The sequence below is a fragment of the Bacillus mycoides genome, assembly GCF_018742245.1.
Lineage (GTDB): Bacteria > Bacillota > Bacilli > Bacillales > Bacillaceae_G > Bacillus_A > Bacillus_A cereus_U.
Map to the genome: position 1 here is coordinate 2285475 of NZ_CP036132.1, position 17663 is coordinate 2303137.

Below are 17663 nucleotides of genomic sequence, written 5' to 3' on the forward strand. Positions count from 1 at the left end.
AATAATCAGCGGGGGATGAACAAAACCCCCACTGATTAAAGTTTCACTTTATAAATTGTGATTTGATTGTTTCGGTTGTAATAAAAATGATGCTAATCCAATGAAAATAAGTAGAATTCCTAGTCCTTGCTGTAAAGAAATTGTTTCATCTAAAATGAAATAGGCTAGCATACAAGTTCCAATTGTTTCTCCCAAAATACTCATCGAGATAACCGTAGCACTCATCCATTTTAATAACCAATTGAAAATTGTTTGTCCTAAAATCGTTGCAATGAATGCAAGACCTATAAAGGACCACCATGTTTGTGCAGTGTAATTGAAGAAAGATGACTGCTGTGTGTAAGCAAATATACCGAGAAAGAGTGAACTACTACCATAACTAATTACCGAGTACGGTATTAGGGATAGGTCTTTACGAACATGTTGACTAATGAAAAAGTAAGCTGTTATGACGCCAGCAGCAATAAAAGCTAAAATATCGCCGTATAAAGCCTCGCCACTAATTTGAAAATCTTGCCACCCAATCACGATACTTCCTGAAATTGCAATAAGGCAGCCTATAATCGCACCTTTCGTAAACCGTTCCTTAAATAAAAAATAACCACCGACCATTGAAAATAAAGGTTGCAACGTTACGATAACTGTAGAACTTGCTACAGAAGTATACTGTAATGATTCAAACCATAGGACATAATGAGCTGCTAGAAATAATCCAGATAAGAGTCCAAATCCCCATTGCTTTTTTGATAATGAGCGAAGTTCGCTTCGATTGTTTGTATTAAATATTAGAAACGGTAAAAGAATTACCGTAGCAAACAATAATCGATAAAAAGCAGTGATTGCTGCAGGGGCATCTGCTATTTTTACGAAGATTGCTGAAGTTGATAAGGCGAACACGCCGAAAAATAAGATGAAATATGAAAGAATAGGTGATTTCAAAGTTTGTCCCTCCGTTTTGTTGTTTATTATAATGAACTGTATATAATATAATGTACAAAAGTTAGTATATAAGCCTAAGCTGAAATAAGGAAGGATTAATTGCCACTGTTTAGTATGTCAGCACAAAAGGGATGAAAGATGTATTATGATGGACGAAAGGAAGTTTTAAAAATGATTCATTATCGACTAGGTCAAACTGTTTTAAGTTATCGTAAGAAAAATAATATGACAATTCGTGAATTTGCTGATTATGCAGGAATCAGTACTTCACTTATTAGTCAAATTGAAAGAGGACATGCCAATCCTTCTTTAAATGTATTGGAATTAATAGCGAAAGCATTAAATGTACCGCTATTTACTCTTTTTATTAATGATATTGATACAGACTCGCTTATTTCTAAGAAGAAAGATCGGAAAAAAGTATATCGAGAAAATAATGATCATATTGTTTATGATGTATTAACACCAGATTTTATGAAAGCTCGTATTGAAATGTTAATGATGGATTTAAATGGATATGCAAATACAACAGAAAGTCACTATTCCCACGAAGATAAGGAAGAAATTGCAGTTGTAATGAAAGGGGAAGTGTATGTGGAATTGGAAGGGAATGAATATTTTTTAGAAGAAGGAGATGTTGTCCGTATTCCACCGAACGTGAAGCATAGATTTTTGAATAAGAGTGATGAGATGAATCATATCTTATTTGTGTTAACACCTTCCTTAAGCTAAGGTAGAAATGTTTCGAGAGTTTTCACCTGGCTTTTTGGCAACTTTGTAGATGCTAAAAAGCCATTTTTATTAGGATTTAGAGGGGATAATAGAGATGGAAAATATAAATGTATTAAAAGATGGGCTTTCAATTATATCTCAGTGTAAAAAAGAAACAAATGATATTTGGCATGCACATTTTGGAGCAGCTGCAATTGCTAGTTATTTTTTTACTAAAAACAATAACATTGATGAAAAAACTGCCTGTAACATTTATTCTCAAGCGAAAATGATGGTCCATAAGCAAAGGTTAGGCGAAACAATTGATAATAAACAAGGTGTCAATTATCAAAGTGCTGAAGAAACGATAATCAAATCTTTGGAACAAACGATTGATGAACTCCATTGGGTTGGTCATAATGTAATTTACGCTTCTTTAAGTTTACTAGCCATTAAGGAGTTAAGTCATTGGGGGAGTGAGCAAGATATTAATAATATAGCAAACCTTATATTATCGTTTCAAAAAACAATTCCCGGTAGGTCTTGGATTGGTTTTACAACTAAAGAAGTAAAGCAATTAAGTATAAGTAATGATGAGATTCAAAGTGAAATTAAAAACCCAAAGCAATTATCAAAATTTATTTTAAATGAGTTATCAAAATTTCATGTTATATATAAGGCGGAATCACATCACGATTTAATTGGCCATATGCTTACCTTTTCACATGCGATTAATGTATTATATGACTTAGGGCATATAGAATTATTTCAACGAGGAATAAAACCACTATTAAAGCTAGTTTATGTACTTAGAAAAAGTCGCAATTTAATGCCGAATGCCCAAATAATATTGAATTCTCCTGTAGATCGTTTACCTCTCACAAAAGCAAAACAAGTTGATACACTTCCGCTAGATAATGCATTCTGGCTTAAAGACTACAGTGAATTTAATTGGGATTTTGGGCACATATTTAAATTTTCATATAGTTATTTTGATCACTTAACAAGAGTTCCAGAATATAAAGATAAAACATTTGAGAAATTTTGTTGTATATTAATGAGTAAAAGTCTCTAACTAATAGTAATTGGCACGTATTCATAAGCTTCAGTAACATATTTATAAAAATACGAAAGTTTTTTGTAATAACTTATAATATTTTACGTGAGAGGATGTAGAATATGTTTATTTCTGTTACTAGAATGCGTCTAAAAGGAAAAAGGATGTTACCGTTCTTTTTTATATATACAACGAGAGCTGGATTACAGGCGAATAAAGCGAATGGCTTAATACATTCTTCATTTGCAAAAGAAGGATGGCATACGTTTTGGACGTTAACGGTTTGGGAGAATAAGGAATGTATGAAAGAGTATCGCAGTAATGGAAGCCATTTACAAGCCATGAAAATAGCAAAAAAGATAGCGAATGAATTAGAATTTACAAATTGGGAAAGTGATACGATTCCAAAGTGGGCTGATTGTAAGGACGTGTTACATAATAAATATGGTAGAAAATTATAATGATCTGTAATAAGGGACTTAGTTTAAGTCTCTTTTTTTGTTAGTAATATATTATTTTTTCAAATATGTAAGATTTTACATTAGTATGAGACTTTTACTTATTATGTAAGTAGGCTATACTAAAGTACATATATTTTAAAATTGGAGCGAATAAAGACGACATGGAGTTAGTAAAGTTAGAAAAAATAATTGAATTGAAAAAAGAAGAATTATTGAATCTAGTCTCAAATTATGGATTTCAACATGAAAAAGTAATAGCACTCAGCCAAGAAATTGACAAATTAATAAACTGGTTTATGTTTTTAAAATAGAAAGAACTATGACGTGAGTTGAATATGTTATAGTTCTTTTTTATTCATATATATTGTCTAATTTCTTACAGAATGCGCAAGCTGCTAGTCGAATATGAGGAATTTTGGGTATAATATAATAGGATTTATTAAATGTATCGGTTAGGAGCGCAGCAAATATGAAAACAGTCGTTGTCATCGGTGGAGGTATTACTGGACTTTCTACTATGTTTTACTTAGAAAAATTAAAGAAGGATTATAATATAGATTTAAGTTTAATCCTTATTGAGAAAGAAGAGTATTTAGGTGGTAAAATCCACAGTGTGGAAGAAAATGATTTTATTATGGAATCTGGAGCGGATTCTATCGTAGCTCGTAATGAACATGTTTTGCCGCTTGTAAAAGATTTAAATTTAGAAAATGAAATGGTATATAACGAAACAGGCATTTCTTACATATACTCTGATAATATATTACAACCAATTCCTGCTGACACTATATTTGGGATTCCTATGAGTGTTGAATCATTATTTAGCAGTACGCTAGTCTCAAAAAAAGGGAAAATCGTTGCTTTAAAAGATTTTATTACGAAAAATAAAGAGTTTACAAAGGATACATCACTTGCTGTATTTTTAGAAAGCTTTTTAGGGAAAGAGTTAGTGGAAAGACAAATTGCGCCTGTGCTTTCAGGTGTATATTCCGGTAAATTGAATGAGCTTACAATGGCATCTACGTTACCATATTTACTTGAGTATAAAAATAAATACGGAAGTATTATTAAAGGTTTTGAAGAGAATAAAAAACAATTTCAATCAGAAGGAAATAAAAAATTTGTATCATTTAAAAGTGGACTATCTACGATTATTAATCGCTTAGAAGAAGTGCTGACGGAGACTGTAATTAAAAAAGGTGCTGTAACAACATCGATAAGTAAAAAAGGGGATCGGTATGAGGTTTCTTTTGCAAATCATGAGACAATACAAGCTGACTATGTCGTTTTAGCAGCTCCACATGATATCGCACAAGCTTTATTACAGTCTAATGAGTTAAATGAGCAGTTTAATAAGTTTAAAAACTCATCTCTTATTAGTATTTACTTAGGTTTTGACATACTAGATGAACAACTACCGGCTGACGGCACAGGTTTTATCGTAACGGAAAACAGTGATTTACATTGTGATGCTTGCACATGGACAAGCAGGAAGTGGAAACATACATCGGGTAAACAAAAGTTATTAGTAAGAATGTTTTATAAGAGCACTAATCCAGTATATGAAACGATCAAAAGTTATAGTGAAGAGGAATTAGTACGAGTAGCTTTATATGATATTGAAAAGAGTCTTGGAATTCAAGGTGAACCAGAAGTAATTGAAGTTACAAATTGGAAAGATTTAATGCCGAAATATCATTTAGAACATAATCAAGCTGTTCAATCATTACAAGAAAAATTGGCCGCTCTTTATCCTAATGTATACTTAGCTGGAGCTTCATATTACGGTGTAGGAATTGGTGCTTGTATTGGAAACGGAAAGAATTCTGCCAATGAAATAATTACGACATTGAATGAACAGTCAAAATACTAATATTAAATACATATGTAAATAAAATGTCCCTCCATTATGTTGGAGGGACATTTTATTTGTAATTATTTCACATTAATTGCAATCTTTTTATGAGATGTTTTATTTTCTTTAATAGTTAATATTATTTTTCCAGATTCTTCAAAGGAATACGGTGAGAGTTGATAAAGTTCTTTAATATTATGTTCTTCTTGTAATTTATTTGTAGGTATTATTGTTATATTAGGCTTCCATGTTTTCTGTTTGCCTGAAGGGTAGTCTACTATTATTTCTGGATTATTTAATTGTATTGTTTCCCAAGAGACAAAATACAGTTCAACTTCTGCATCTTTTTTTAGTAATTCTTCTGAGAAATAACCAAACTCACCAACATTACCGAAAACAGTAAAATTTTGATTTTGTAATTTAACATCTAAATATCTAGGTTGATATGTTGCAGCGTGATACATTCCGTATGAAAGAGAGAGTGTGGCAGCGATTAATATACCAACTGAAAATGTCGTAAAGCTATTTCCTTTAAAACTAGTCATCATGAATGAGTTTGGTGTGAATTTTTTTGCGAATAAAAAAATGAGTAGAATGAGCAAGAGGGATAAGCCGATGAAAATATACATAGGAATTTTACACCTCCATAATAAAAAAACTTATTTTCTATATTTTAACATGAATGTATGAATTAGGTTGTCGTTTTAGAAGGGAAAGGAGGATATGGTATCGAAATTATAAAATGGCTTAGTACGAGCGGAGTGATAGAAATGAAAAGAATAAAATGTATTTTTAAGTGAAGATGAGAAAAGAGTAACAGGAGGGGTGTAATTGTTACAGTCCTTTCCGAACGAGAAAGCCCATTGCCTTCAGGCATGGGATGAAAGTGAGGTTGGATACGGAGTACCACTAAAAATCGCAAGGTTCGTAGTACTTTAAGTATCCAAAGTATAGGTAGTTTCTCTAGGTCTTTTTGTTGTGATTTTCTGAGAATAAAAGATATATTGTAACGAGAATAAATGATTATAGAAGAACGGTTCAAAGTGTTTGAGAGAAAAATCTTCTCGTCTCATGCAGTTGCAAAGTTTATGGACACGTTCTCATTTTGTTTCTATTGCAGAAATGTATTAAATGAATGATGTTGAAAATCAAAAAACAAGGGGATGAAACGTATGTCACAGACCCTAACAGTGAAAGTGAAATTGATTCCAACAAAAGAACAAATCCGTTTATTAGAACAAAGTAGTCACGAATATATCAAAGTTATAAATACACTTGTATCGGAAATGGTTAAAGCAAAGAAAAGTACGAAAAAAAGCACAAAAGATATTGAAGCAAATATCCCAAGTGCGGTGAAGAATCAAGCGATTAAAGACGCAAAAAGTTTGTTTGCTATAAAAGTAAAGAAAAGCCATTATAAAATCATTCCGATTCTAAAGAGACCTGTTTGTGTATGGAACAATCAGAATTATTCATTTGACTCTACTCATATTTCAATCCCGTTTAAGAGAAATGGAAAATCGACTCGTGTAAAAATCCGAGCTTTATTAAGCGATAAAAACAATCGCAATCTGAATCTGTTAAAACATAAATTAGGTACACTTCGCATCACAATGAAATCGAATAAGTGGATGGCCCAAATATCTGTCACGCTTCCTACAAATGAAAGGGTAGGAACGAAAATTTTAGGAGTAGACTTAGGTCTCAAGGTCCCCGCGGTAGCAATCACAGATGATGATAAGATTCGTTTTTTTGGAAATGGTAGGCAAAACAAATGTAAGAAGCGTAAGTTTCGGTGTATTCGTAAGAAATTAGGAAAAGCCAAAAAAGTGAATGCGATTCGGCGATTGGATGATAAAGAACAAAGATGGATGCAAGATAAAGATCATAAAATAAGTCGTGAAATCATTAATTTTGCGATTGCAAATCATATTTCTGTCATTCGATTAGAACAATTAACGAATATAAGACAGACGGCAAGAACAAGCCGTAAAAACGAAAAAAACCTACACACTTGGTCATTCTATCGTTTGTCAAAATTTATTGAATATAAAGCGATATTAGCTGATATTCAGGTTGAATATGTGAATCCAGCTTATACAAGTCAAAGCTGTCCGAAATGCGCTGAAAAGAACAGGGCACAAGACAGAAAGTACAAGTGTCCATGTGGGTTTGAGACACACCGTGATATCGTTGGGGCGATGAATATTCGCTACGCAACTGTGATTGATGGTAACAGTCAATCAGCCTAAGCACCTATATGGTCTGGTTTAGGAGGGGCAATGAGATGCCCTCATCTTGAAGGCTGTTCAAAACAGAAATGGACTGCGAACGCTTAGTCATTCAAGAATCCCACCCGTAATTCCGTAAGGATTCGGGCTTGCGACTTTAGTCGTGGGAGTCTCAAGTACTCTTGAAGCGAAAGAAATGATTCAATTAAATAAGAGGCAAAAGATTATTGATATTGGAATTGGAACGGGTGCATTTGCTTCATTAGTAAGTGAAAATGAGGAAAAGCGTCGCTAGAAATGTTTGATTTGTGGGACATTGAGGACTTTCCTAATTATAAATACTTTTTCTGCTATAATAAATTAGTAGAGAGAAAGGAGTGATCCTATGGTTATGGCATTTCCTATATTAGAAACGGAACGCTTGCGCTTAGTTGAAATAGAACAATCTTATTGTCAAAAAATATATGAAATATTCTCATTGGATGAGGTAACGTGTTATTACGGTATGAATTCTTTTACTGAGTTTGGACAAGCTTCACGTATGATTGAATCTTTTTCGAAAAATTACTTTGAGAAAAAGGCAATGCGTTGGGGGATTGTATTAAAAGACACAAATACTTTAGTAGGAACAATTGGATTAAATAATTTACAACTTTGGAGTAAACGCTCAGAGATTGGATATGATTTGCATCCTCGTTATTGGGGGAATGGTTATGCTTCTGAAGCTGCTCGAGAAATTATTACGTATGGATTTCGAGATTTAGGTTTATTTAGAATTGGAGCTATTACATATCCTGAAAATATAACTTCGTGTAATATGTTATCTAAATTAGGTTTTCAACAAGAAGGGCTGTTACGCGGATACATTCATCAAGGAAATAAACAACACGATGCATTAATGTATTCTATTGTACGAACAGATGTAGAGGATATTCATTATTAATAAAAAAGCCCCTCTTATTTTAAATAAGAGGGGCTTGTAAAAATTAACCTATTTTAGGTAATAAACGTTCTCCGCTTTTCATACTACTTTTACATAAAGGGCATTTAGGCTCTTCTTCAAATGAAAAGTTCTTTCTCATCCATCCTAAACAATCCTCTGATTCACATTCCCAAACAGGGGTTTGTTCTGGTGGTACTTCTGCTACATCGTTCTTTCGATTGCGATACATGTAACCACTCCTTGTATGTAAAAATTTTTAGTTATATATTAAAAAGGTTGTTAACCGAGCTGGTAACAACCTTTTTATTGATTGAATTATAGCTTTACAACGTTTTTAGCTTGAGGTCCACGGTTACCGTCTTCAACTTCGAAGCTAACTTCTTGACCTTCGTCAAGAGATTTGAAGCCGTCGCCAGTGATAGCTGAGAAGTGAACGAATACGTCGCTACCGTCTGCAACTTCGATGAAACCGAAACCTTTTTCGCTGTTAAACCATTTTACTTTACCTGTTAATGTCATGGTAATGCCTCCTAAAATTTAAAAAGATTACAATATGATCGGCCTTATTCGATTGAAAATAAAAGTTCACATATTATCAAAAATCCATAAGGAGTACAAAACATTCCTGATTGATACTTGATAATATGCAAAGAAAGTATAGTGTTAAATTGACCTTAATTACTATCTTACAACAAATGGTGGGAAATAGCAAGTGCTGGTAATACCAGTAAGGAATAGGATGGAAAATGGGAAAAGACACAAAGTCATCTCTTTTATTTATATATTATTCCTAATTTTGGTTTATGCTAAACTAAGAACATTTTTATTAAAAATTTGTATGAGGGAAACGATATATATTTAAGAATAGTGGTGACGTATTTGTTAAGGAGGAGAGAATATTGCAATCTACTCAATTTAAAGTAATTGAAGTAGCAAAAGAAGGAAGAAGAAAAGTTCATCCTATATTCGCTGTTATACTTGCAATTGTATTTTTAACGTTAGGTGAATTGTTTATGTTATTTATGCTGTTTTTACCGAAAGCAGAAACAACCTTTATAAAGGCGATTTATAGTAATATTGAGATGATACTAACGTTTGGCGGTGCTATATTTTTTGTTTTTTTATGGATTAGATTTGTAGAGAAAAGATCATTTTCATCAATTGGTTTTTGGAAAGATCAATGGATAAGAAAATATTTGAGAGGTGCATCTATAGGGTTTATTTTCATTTCAATACCAGTAATGATACTTTTATTAACAGGAATTGTAAAACTACAAATGCAACAAATTACGCTAACCGCGATATTTGGTATTGTAGGATCTTTAGTTGCATTTTTAATACAAGGTGCAACGGAAGAAATTATTGTACGAGGCTGGTTATTTCCAGTTATTTCTGTTAGAAGTCGTATATGGGTTGGGATTATAGTGACGTCCTTTTTATTTGGTTTTCTGCATTTACTTAATCCTGGTATTACAATTCTTTCAATATCGAATATAATATTAGTTGGTGTATTTGCAGCTTTTTACGTATTAAAAGACAGTAGTCTTTGGGGGATATGCGCGTGGCATTCTATTTGGAATTGGGCGCAATATAACATCTACGGTTTTGCAGTTAGTGGTATGACGATATATTCAACGCCACTATTTAAGCCTGTAACAAATGGATCAGAAGTGCTTCACGGAGGCACATTCGGAATTGAAGGTAGTATTATTACAACAATAATGCTTTCAATTGCTTCAATCGTTTTATGGAAACAGTTATGGGGGCGAAAAGCGAAACAACGAGTTATTAGCTAATGAAAGAGGGAGAAAATATGGGGATTATAGCGTTTGAGGGAGCGAGTGCTGTTGGTAAGAGTACAACATGCCGTGAACTAGAAAAAAATTACGGTGCATTTATTATTCCTGAAGTTAACTTTTTATTTGAAAGACCAAAAAAGGCACATAGAACATGGTATTTTGAAAAACAAGTAGAGCGCTGGAATATAGCAGTGCAGAAGTCGCAGCAATATGAGTTAGTAATACTTGATGGTGATATTTATCAGCCACTTAGTTATAATTGGTGTTTCCATTTTGATATATTTAATCAGCCGTTATCTTTAATAGAAAACTTTTATAAAGAAAAGATAATTAACGAAGAAATTGGTTTTCCAGATCAATATTTTTATTTATATACAAGTGAGGAAGAGCTTAGAAAACGGAAAGAGTCTGATGGGACGAGAAAAAGAAGAAACTTTGAAAAACATTTACATATAGCTAAACCGTTCCAACGTTATTATGAAAACTTAAATAATGTTACAAAAGGGTACTGCAAGTTAATCGGGGCGAAAAATGTAAAGACGAATGAAATGGAGATTATGAAAAGTTTAAAGGATTTGAAAGTGAATGAAGAAATACGGTTTGATGTTTCAAGGTTAGATGCTATAACGTGGTGGTTACAAGAGAATCGTGCATATTAAAAAGAAACGGGTGTCATATAAGGCGCTCGTTTTTTTATTTAAGAGCAATATTTTTTCATCTACTTTATAAGTGGAAATAGTATAAAGTTTCGTAGTTTTAAATGAAATGCTTAGTATATGTAATAAAGATTAGAGAAGAAATTTTATAACGTGACAGAATAATCTTTTAATTTATCTGAAAAAGAAATACAATATAAGGAAATGTATGAAAAGTTTTGCTATATAGTTTAAGGAGGAATAGGTGCATCAAAAGTAATGAAAGTATTGATAAATTTATTAAAATAATTCTATTAATGTAAATAATGATAATTTATGAGAGGAGACTTAATTTAAGCATGAAGAAAGTTATTATTTCGGATCTAGATGGGACTCTATTAAGAAGTGATAAAACAATTTCAGAGAAATCTATTAATATTTTGAGGGAATGTAAAAATAAAGGGGATAAATTGATTTTTGCTACGGCAAGACCTCCAAGAGATATAAATCGGTATATTCCCAATGCGTTAAAGAATGACATTATCATTTGTTATAACGGAGCAATTGTTCTTAAAGGTAATGATATTTTATATAAAAAGGAGATTTTTAAGAATAATATTTTAGAAATCATAGAAAAAGCAAAAAAATATAACCTTAATCATATTTGTATTGAAATAAATGATAAGCTGTACTCAAATTTTGATGTTACTGATTATTTTGGTAATGTGCCGTGTGAAGTCATGGATATAAGAGAGTTAAACTTTGAAAAAGCTTCTAAAGTAATTGTTTGTACTAATGGCTCAATAAATAAGGAGTTCACTAAGGAATTGCCTGATGAGTGCAAGGCAGTCATTACAGATAACGGAACATTGTGTCAAATCATGCATGCGGATGTTTCAAAATGGAATAGTATTCAGCATGTTCTACAGCACTTAAATCGAGACGTATCTGAAGTAATTGCATTTGGAGATGACTACAATGATATGGAAATGATAGAGAAGTGTGGGATTGGTGTAGCGATGAGCAATGCTGTTGAGGAATTAAAATCCGTCGCTAAATTTATTGCCAAAAGTAATGATGAGGATGGAGTTGCTACATTTCTGGAAAGTAATAGTTATATTTATGTTAATTAGTATAAAAAAATGAATTGCAGTAAGTTGCGAAAAAAGAGAAGCTATATCTGTTTTTAATAGATAGAAATTATGAAAAGGGCTATGTGGGAGGAAATAGGCGAGATGAAAACATTATTTAAAATAATAGGAATTATAGCTGGTATGGCGGTAATCGGGGTAGGTGTAACGTATGGTATGCTGTATTATCTGAATAATAGTAAACCAGCTGCGAAAAAGGCATCACCAGCCGCTCCGGCAGTAGAAGTGCTAGCTGATAGTAATGTAAAAGCCGAAGATGCAAAGTTGTTAGAAAATGGAAATCACTCATTGCCGAATAGTGGTTTTAATAAAAATTTCAAATGGACAGATGAGAACATACAGACAGCATTACATGAAATGGCACATCAAAAAACGAAAGCTGATCAAAAATGGGGTTATATTTTTATTACACAAGAACGTATTGAAAGTTTACTTGAAATTATAAATAGTAATGATGTTGCACAAAAAAGTACATATGTGGATATTTTAGAACGATGGAAACAAGGAAAATATGAAAAGGTTGATGTGGACCACAACAAGATTTGGAAATTGCAAAGTGGGAATTTAGGAGAAGGGAAAGGAGTAATGTCAGAAAAGGAGCAAAAAGAATTAATTAATCAAGTTTTTATACAAAAAGGTACATATTCAGGTAGTAAATTAATTGCAGGTGAGGTACAAGCTAATAAATAATATACATATTGATTTTGAAACACCTTTACTGTTATGAACACAAATGTTTTAACAAAAATGAGTAACTGCTTTTTAGAGCAGTTACTCATTTTTGTTATTACTCGCTTACTTTTCTATTCTCTCTAATAATGTAAGAAACGATTGTAAAACTGGTGATATCCATCTAGATTTATGATAGATTACGTGGCTTTGAATGACGGCTGGAGTTTCGATGGGCTGAAAACAGAGTTGTTCTTTTTGATAACTTTCTTGTACAACGATGTAAGGGAGAATAGAAATTCCTAACTCACACATAACGGATTGTTTAATGACTTCAACATTGGAAGTCTCAAATGTTTTATTAGGATTTCTTCCGCTTTGACGTAAAAAACGATCTACCATTGGTCTATAGCCACAGCTTTGTTCTGTAAATATAAATTGAGTATCTTGTAATAAAAGGAGTGGATCAGTGTTGGAAGGGAAATGAGCAGGGAAAATCCATCCAAATGTTTCATTACATAAATTGCACGTAATAAAATCATTATGCTCTATACTTTCTCCAAGTATGAAGATAACATCGGTTTCTCCTTCATGTAGTTTTTTCAATGCTTGCTCATTGGTATTTGTCTCAAGTACGATATTTACTTTCGAATTTTCCTGTTTGTAAGTACGTAATAATTGTGGTAACCGATACACTGCCAATGATTCATTAGATGTAATAGTCAATGTTCCTTCTAAATGGTCACTGTTTTGAGGGATTTCTTGCGCTTTATCATAAATAGTAAGTAATTCTAATGCGTACGGATGAAATTGATGACCTGCTTTTGTAAGAAGTATTTTTTTTCCTAATCGATCGAATAGAGGAATGTTTAAATCGTTCTCTAATGCTTTAATATGGGCTGTCACAGTAGATTGCGCATAACCTAATGCATGAGCAGCTTTAGAAAAGCTGCCATATTTAACAATGGCACAAAATGTTTTAACATGTCTCATTTCCATAAATGATACCTCTTTTATTATCATGATTTGTGAATGATTATATCATGTATTTCAATTTTTCAAATCATTAAATTTCTTTTAAAATTAAGTTGTGGAGAAATTCATTCAAGTGAAATTGGAGGAGAAAAAATGAGTGAAAAGAGCTATCATGTAGCTGTAGTTGGGGCTACAGGCGCAGTAGGGCAAAAAATCATTGCATTGTTAGAGAGAGTAACGAAATTTAATATAGAAGAAATTACATTACTCTCGTCAAAACGATCTGCTGGTAAGATAGTACAATTTAAAGGACGAGAGATTAAAATACAAGAGGCAAAATCAACTAGTTTTGAAGGTGTAGACATTGCATTTTTTAGTGCTGGAGGAGAAGTTTCTAGACAATATGTAAATCATGCAGTTTCTAGTGGTGCAATCGTAATTGACAACACAAGTGAATACCGAATGGCACACGATGTACCACTCGTCGTTCCAGAAGTAAATGCACATACTTTAAGGGAACATAAAGGGATCATTGCAGTTCCGAATTGCTCAGCACTACAGATGGTAACAGCTCTTCAGCCAATTCGAAAATCATTTGGTTTAGAACGAATTATTGTTTCAACGTATCAAGCCGTATCAGGCTCAGGAATTCATGCGATTCATGAATTAAAAGAACAAGCTAAGTCAATGCTTACAGGTGAAGAAGTGAAGAGTACTATATTACCAGCGAAAAAAGATAAAAAACATTATCCAATTGCATTTAATGTATTGCCGCAAGTGGATATATTTACAGACAATGATTTCACATTCGAAGAAGTAAAGATGATTCAAGAGACGAAGAAAATTTTAGAAGATCCAAATCTAAAAATGGCAGCTACTTGCGTCAGAGTTCCAGTTGTATCGGGGCATTCTGAATCAGTTTATATTGAACTTGAAAAAGAAGCGACCGTTGCAGAAATTAAAGAAGTACTACTGAATGCACCAGGTGTTATTTTACAAGATAATCCTAGTGAACAAATTTATCCAACGCCATTATGTGCAGAGGGTAAAAGAGATACATTTGTAGGTAGAATACGTAAAGATCCTGATACACCAAAAGGATTCCATCTTTGGATCGTTTCTGATAATTTATTAAAAGGTGCGGCTTGGAACTCAGTTCAAATCGCAGAGACATTGGTGGAAAAGGGGATTATTTAGTATAAAGTTATATAAATATTGAATATAGAAGGATATTTGGGAAACCGTTAATTATAATGGTTTCCCATTTTTTACTTAATGAGTATTTTACTAACTTCAATTAGAATTTAATTTAAGTTAGTTTTTATAGTGTTTTTATAAATATCAATTTTATCTGCAGAGAATTTTAAAGCTCTAGGTACTCCATTAATTGTGAGATTAATATTAATTGATAAAGGCATTTCGACTTTTTTCACTACATCTTCTATCGCAATATACTCATCTTCTTTTTCGTTATAAAAAACAACGGAACTAATTAATACCTCATTATTTTCAATATCAATACTACACATCATAGGGAATTTCTCATCATTATGTATTATTAATTCGCCCAGTACTATTGAACCGTTTAACTCTTCTGTAAAATTTATTGTTTCCACTGGTTTTACCCACGTTTCATCGCACTCTTCGTTTTCCTCTTCAGCTATTGCCCATTCCCATATTGGGTTTTGTTTCAAGTCTTCAATAGTTAATTCGTCAACTGGTTTGCTATTACTCATATACAATTACTCCCTTTATCATAATGAATGGATGATTAAAAAATATTCTTTCTTTAACTGAACAATATGGCCATTTGCATCCCTTTGAAATACAACTTTTCGCATTTTCATAATCAGTTGGACGCCAATAAACAGGTTCAATGTAGAGTTTATTCCATTTGATATTATTTTAACTAGTTTCGAAATACTTTACTCATCCTGATAACCTCTCGAATACTTGTTCTTACAGTAATTTTAACAATGTTTTGAGTAGGTATCAAATAGTTATTAACTGACCTGATTGAAAAGAAAAAAGGATTGTTAATGTATGTGGAAAAGAGTGGAAAACATCAAGGGTGAACAAAAGGATTTTGGTATGATATGGATATATTCAATGTGAGGGGGAATTTAAGGTGTATCAAATAAAGGGGTATTTTTCGTCACTAAAAGGAAATCATTATGAAATTGGTAAGCAACAAGGGGAATTCGTAAAGAAACACCCGTATCTCATTCCACAATTTATACAGCAAGAAAATTTAATATCGGATAACCATTGGACAGAATCTAGAAATGTACTAAAACAATATTGTCCAGGAATTAATGAAGAAATTGAAGGTTTTTGCGAAGTATTGAAAATTTCTTCAAGGAATATGATGTATTATTATCAGACACTATTAAAAGCAGGTTGTAGTCATTGTGCAGTATTACCTAAAAAAACTGATTTAAAGCATACATATGTATTAAGAAATTTTGATTTATCACCCAAAATAGATGATATGCGTTTTTGTTCGACGCATGTTGAAGGTGCATATGCACATAGTGGCTTTTCTACTCAATATTTTGGCCGAACAGAAGGAGTTAATGAGCATGGGTTATCTATTACATTTTCAGCATGTGGTCAACCTGTAGGGAATATTGAAGGTTTAAGAAAACCGATGGTAAATGGTTTGCAATGTTTTGCTGTAATTCGAGTAATATTGGAGAAATGTAGAAATACGCAGGAAGCTACATCATTAATAAAAGAAATGCCTATAGCAAGTAATATTAATATAATTGTAGCGGATTCTTTAAACGCAGCACATATTGAAATATTTGACGGGCATAAATCAATAACAACAATTAATGAGGAAAGCCAAGCTTTTATCGTATCAACAAACCATGCAGTCAGTTCACCTATTCAGAAATTAAATAATAGGAAATTAGAACAATCTACAAAAAGATATCACATTTTACATGAGCATTTAAATCGAAATGAACAGGTGAGCATGGAATCTTTAAAAGGATTGGTAGAAGAAGAATATCCTATCGGGGTGACGGTGCATAATTATGAAGAGTGGTTTGGGACTTTGCATTCTGTATTATTTGATTTACAGGATCGTACATTGAATATTTGCTTCGGATCGCCACTTTTAAACGAGTGGTACTCATTGAAAGTTGGAGAAATCCTTCCGTTTACCGAAGTGAATGTGAACTTTAAAAATAAAACTTATGCTGACTTTTGGAGAGAAGAGAAAAATGAAATGACTCCTAAAGATTAAAAAGGAATAAGATGGTAAAATGAAGGGGTGGGAATAGACAGGAGGGATTGCCATTGCTACAAGCTATGTTACCAATTGTTCTAATCCTTTTTCTAGTCGCTTCGATGTATATAACTTATCAAAAAAGAAAAAAAGCGGGGATAAAAGGATTAAAAAGTGCATTAGCTTCTATTTGTTGCTTTTTAATTGCAATTTTAAATTTGTCTGCATATTGGCTTCATTTTGGCGGTATTTTTACTTGGCTAGTCTCAATCATATTGTTGCTAGTGGGGGCGTATTTTACAAAATATATTCCAATCTCAAAAAAGGTGCACTAAAATTATATGAGTTTATATGTAATGTTTTATTTCAATGTGCTATAGATGCCTTTAAATCAATGCTTTTGAGCATTTCGATATGTGTTTGCAAACATTTTGCAAACACATATCAAAATATACTCTTCGCGAATGTTTTCACTGCATCTTCTTGCATATTGGGTAAGACATGAGAATATACCCTTAAAGTTAAAGAGATATCAAATGCTAATGACAGAATTCATGAAGTTTGTCAAGTGCGAGAACGAAGGTGTTTTTGACATCAAGCAGATGTACAGCGCGGAAAAAGCTTTCAAGAAAATGCAGAACCACCGAAATCTACATTTTGCTTACATGGGTATGCGAGTAAATGTAGCTGGCAAGTGGGGTACGATCGTTGGAAACTAGAAAACTAATTTGTTCGTTTTGTTCGATGGGGAAATAGAAGTGTACAACTGCCACCCTTATTGGGAAATTGCTTAATTCGATGAAGAGGGCAATGTGGTTCATAGCTGTCAAAAGGGAGAGTATGCGATATAAGTAAAAAAGGACGAGCAGTCGTACCTACTGTCCTTTATAGGAGAAAAATTATTCTGGACTAGAACTACGAATAACCAGAAAGCGCGCTTTTAACCAGTGTTGTCAAAGATGTAATAATCTATGCAACAAAAAAGCTTAGTCGGAATTCAAA

The 17663-nt window shown here is 32.6% G+C and carries 20 protein-coding genes and 1 pseudogene; 14 read left to right on the plus strand and 7 right to left on the minus strand.

What is annotated here, in order from left to right; translation table 11 throughout:
* Positions 1 to 48: 48 nt before the first annotated feature.
* Positions 49 to 939, minus strand: a complete 891-nt coding sequence (locus EXW56_RS11575; protein ID WP_070128356.1) for a DMT family transporter — start codon at positions 937 to 939, stop codon at positions 49 to 51.
* A gap of 138 nt (positions 940 to 1077) precedes the next feature.
* Here EXW56_RS11575 and EXW56_RS11580 point away from each other — a divergent pair, with 138 nt between their 5' ends.
* The 5 genes from EXW56_RS11580 to EXW56_RS11600 all read left to right on the plus strand — a co-directional run bounded on the left by EXW56_RS11580 (position 1078) and on the right by EXW56_RS11600 (position 5041).
* Positions 1078 to 1671 carry an XRE family transcriptional regulator gene (locus EXW56_RS11580; RefSeq protein WP_080013718.1) on the plus strand — a complete coding sequence of 198 codons (594 nt, stop codon included), beginning with the start codon at positions 1078 to 1080 and terminating at the stop codon, positions 1669 to 1671.
* Positions 1672 to 1765: 94 nt separating this feature from the next.
* Positions 1766 to 2725, plus strand: a complete 960-nt coding sequence (locus tag EXW56_RS11585; RefSeq protein ID WP_215558456.1) for a hypothetical protein — start codon at positions 1766 to 1768, stop codon at positions 2723 to 2725.
* Positions 2726 to 2829: 104 nt separating this feature from the next.
* Positions 2830 to 3168, plus strand: coding sequence for a hypothetical protein (locus EXW56_RS11590; protein ID WP_199661250.1), 339 nt, complete (start codon positions 2830 to 2832; stop codon positions 3166 to 3168).
* Between the two features lie 161 nt (positions 3169 to 3329).
* Positions 3330 to 3479 carry an aspartyl-phosphate phosphatase Spo0E family protein gene (locus tag EXW56_RS11595; protein WP_098779245.1) on the plus strand — a complete coding sequence of 50 codons (150 nt, stop codon included), beginning with the start codon at positions 3330 to 3332 and terminating at the stop codon, positions 3477 to 3479.
* A gap of 158 nt (positions 3480 to 3637) precedes the next feature.
* The gene (locus tag EXW56_RS11600) at positions 3638 to 5041 is read left to right on the plus strand and encodes a protoporphyrinogen oxidase (RefSeq protein ID WP_215558458.1); all 1404 of its coding nucleotides are present in this window, start codon (positions 3638 to 3640) and stop codon (positions 5039 to 5041) included.
* A gap of 62 nt (positions 5042 to 5103) precedes the next feature.
* On the opposite strand, the gene EXW56_RS11605 is transcribed toward EXW56_RS11600, so the two are convergent.
* A complete protein-coding gene (locus tag EXW56_RS11605) occupies positions 5104 to 5652 on the minus strand; it encodes a hypothetical protein (RefSeq protein ID WP_002200514.1) in 549 nt (182 codons plus the stop codon).
* A gap of 543 nt (positions 5653 to 6195) precedes the next feature.
* Between EXW56_RS11605 and EXW56_RS11610 the strand changes: the two genes are divergently transcribed.
* Entirely contained in the window at positions 6196 to 7275 is a 1080-nt protein-coding gene (locus EXW56_RS11610) for an RNA-guided endonuclease InsQ/TnpB family protein (RefSeq protein ID WP_002200513.1), read from the plus strand.
* A gap of 370 nt (positions 7276 to 7645) precedes the next feature.
* Positions 7646 to 8197 (plus strand): GNAT family N-acetyltransferase, encoded by a 552-nt coding sequence (locus EXW56_RS11620; RefSeq protein WP_033710605.1) that lies wholly within the window; start codon positions 7646 to 7648, stop codon positions 8195 to 8197.
* Positions 8198 to 8240: 43 nt separating this feature from the next.
* On the opposite strand, the gene EXW56_RS11625 is transcribed toward EXW56_RS11620, so the two are convergent.
* Entirely contained in the window at positions 8241 to 8426 is a 186-nt protein-coding gene (locus EXW56_RS11625) for a cold-shock protein (protein WP_000286202.1), read from the minus strand.
* Positions 8427 to 8512: 86 nt separating this feature from the next.
* Positions 8513 to 8716, minus strand: coding sequence for a cold-shock protein CspD (gene cspD, locus EXW56_RS11630; RefSeq protein ID WP_002012849.1), 204 nt, complete (start codon positions 8714 to 8716; stop codon positions 8513 to 8515).
* 380 nt (positions 8717 to 9096) lie between these two features.
* On the opposite strand from cspD, the gene EXW56_RS11635 reads away from it, so the two are divergent.
* The 4 genes from EXW56_RS11635 (at position 9097) to EXW56_RS11650 (ending at position 12472) form a co-directional block, all read left to right on the plus strand.
* The gene (locus EXW56_RS11635) at positions 9097 to 9993 is read left to right on the plus strand and encodes a CPBP family intramembrane glutamic endopeptidase (protein ID WP_002200512.1); all 897 of its coding nucleotides are present in this window, start codon (positions 9097 to 9099) and stop codon (positions 9991 to 9993) included.
* Positions 9993 to 10655, plus strand: a complete 663-nt coding sequence (locus tag EXW56_RS11640) for a nucleoside/nucleotide kinase family protein (protein ID WP_215558459.1) — start codon at positions 9993 to 9995, stop codon at positions 10653 to 10655. Before EXW56_RS11635 ends, EXW56_RS11640 begins: the two co-directional genes overlap by 1 nt.
* A 335-nt stretch (positions 10656 to 10990) precedes the next feature.
* A complete protein-coding gene (locus EXW56_RS11645; RefSeq protein ID WP_215558460.1) occupies positions 10991 to 11764 on the plus strand; it encodes an HAD family hydrolase in 774 nt (257 codons plus the stop codon).
* 102 nt (positions 11765 to 11866) lie between these two features.
* Complete coding sequence (locus EXW56_RS11650; RefSeq protein ID WP_002085644.1) at positions 11867 to 12472, plus strand: PRK06770 family protein; 606 nt, start codon at positions 11867 to 11869, stop codon at positions 12470 to 12472.
* 105 nt (positions 12473 to 12577) lie between these two features.
* On the opposite strand, the gene EXW56_RS11655 is transcribed toward EXW56_RS11650, so the two are convergent.
* A complete protein-coding gene (locus tag EXW56_RS11655) occupies positions 12578 to 13450 on the minus strand; it encodes a LysR family transcriptional regulator (RefSeq protein WP_215558461.1) in 873 nt (290 codons plus the stop codon).
* 129 nt (positions 13451 to 13579) lie between these two features.
* On the opposite strand from EXW56_RS11655, the gene EXW56_RS11660 reads away from it, so the two are divergent.
* Positions 13580 to 14623, plus strand: coding sequence for an aspartate-semialdehyde dehydrogenase (locus EXW56_RS11660; protein WP_215597496.1), 1044 nt, complete (start codon positions 13580 to 13582; stop codon positions 14621 to 14623).
* Positions 14624 to 14730: 107 nt separating this feature from the next.
* Here the strand turns inward: EXW56_RS11660 and EXW56_RS11665 are convergent, their stop codons facing one another.
* Positions 14731 to 15162, minus strand: a complete 432-nt coding sequence (locus tag EXW56_RS11665; RefSeq protein ID WP_215558463.1) for a hypothetical protein — start codon at positions 15160 to 15162, stop codon at positions 14731 to 14733.
* Between the two features lie 392 nt (positions 15163 to 15554).
* On the opposite strand from EXW56_RS11665, the gene EXW56_RS11670 reads away from it, so the two are divergent.
* Entirely contained in the window at positions 15555 to 16679 is a 1125-nt protein-coding gene (locus EXW56_RS11670) for a C45 family autoproteolytic acyltransferase/hydrolase (RefSeq protein WP_215558464.1), read from the plus strand.
* 53 nt (positions 16680 to 16732) lie between these two features.
* Positions 16733 to 16996, plus strand: a complete 264-nt coding sequence (locus tag EXW56_RS11675) for a hypothetical protein (RefSeq protein WP_215558465.1) — start codon at positions 16733 to 16735, stop codon at positions 16994 to 16996.
* A gap of 109 nt (positions 16997 to 17105) precedes the next feature.
* Here EXW56_RS11675 and EXW56_RS28095 read toward each other — a convergent pair.
* A pseudogene (locus tag EXW56_RS28095) lies at positions 17106 to 17195 on the minus strand (tyrosine-type recombinase/integrase); the annotation flags it as partial.
* Positions 17196 to 17663 lie beyond the last annotated feature (468 nt).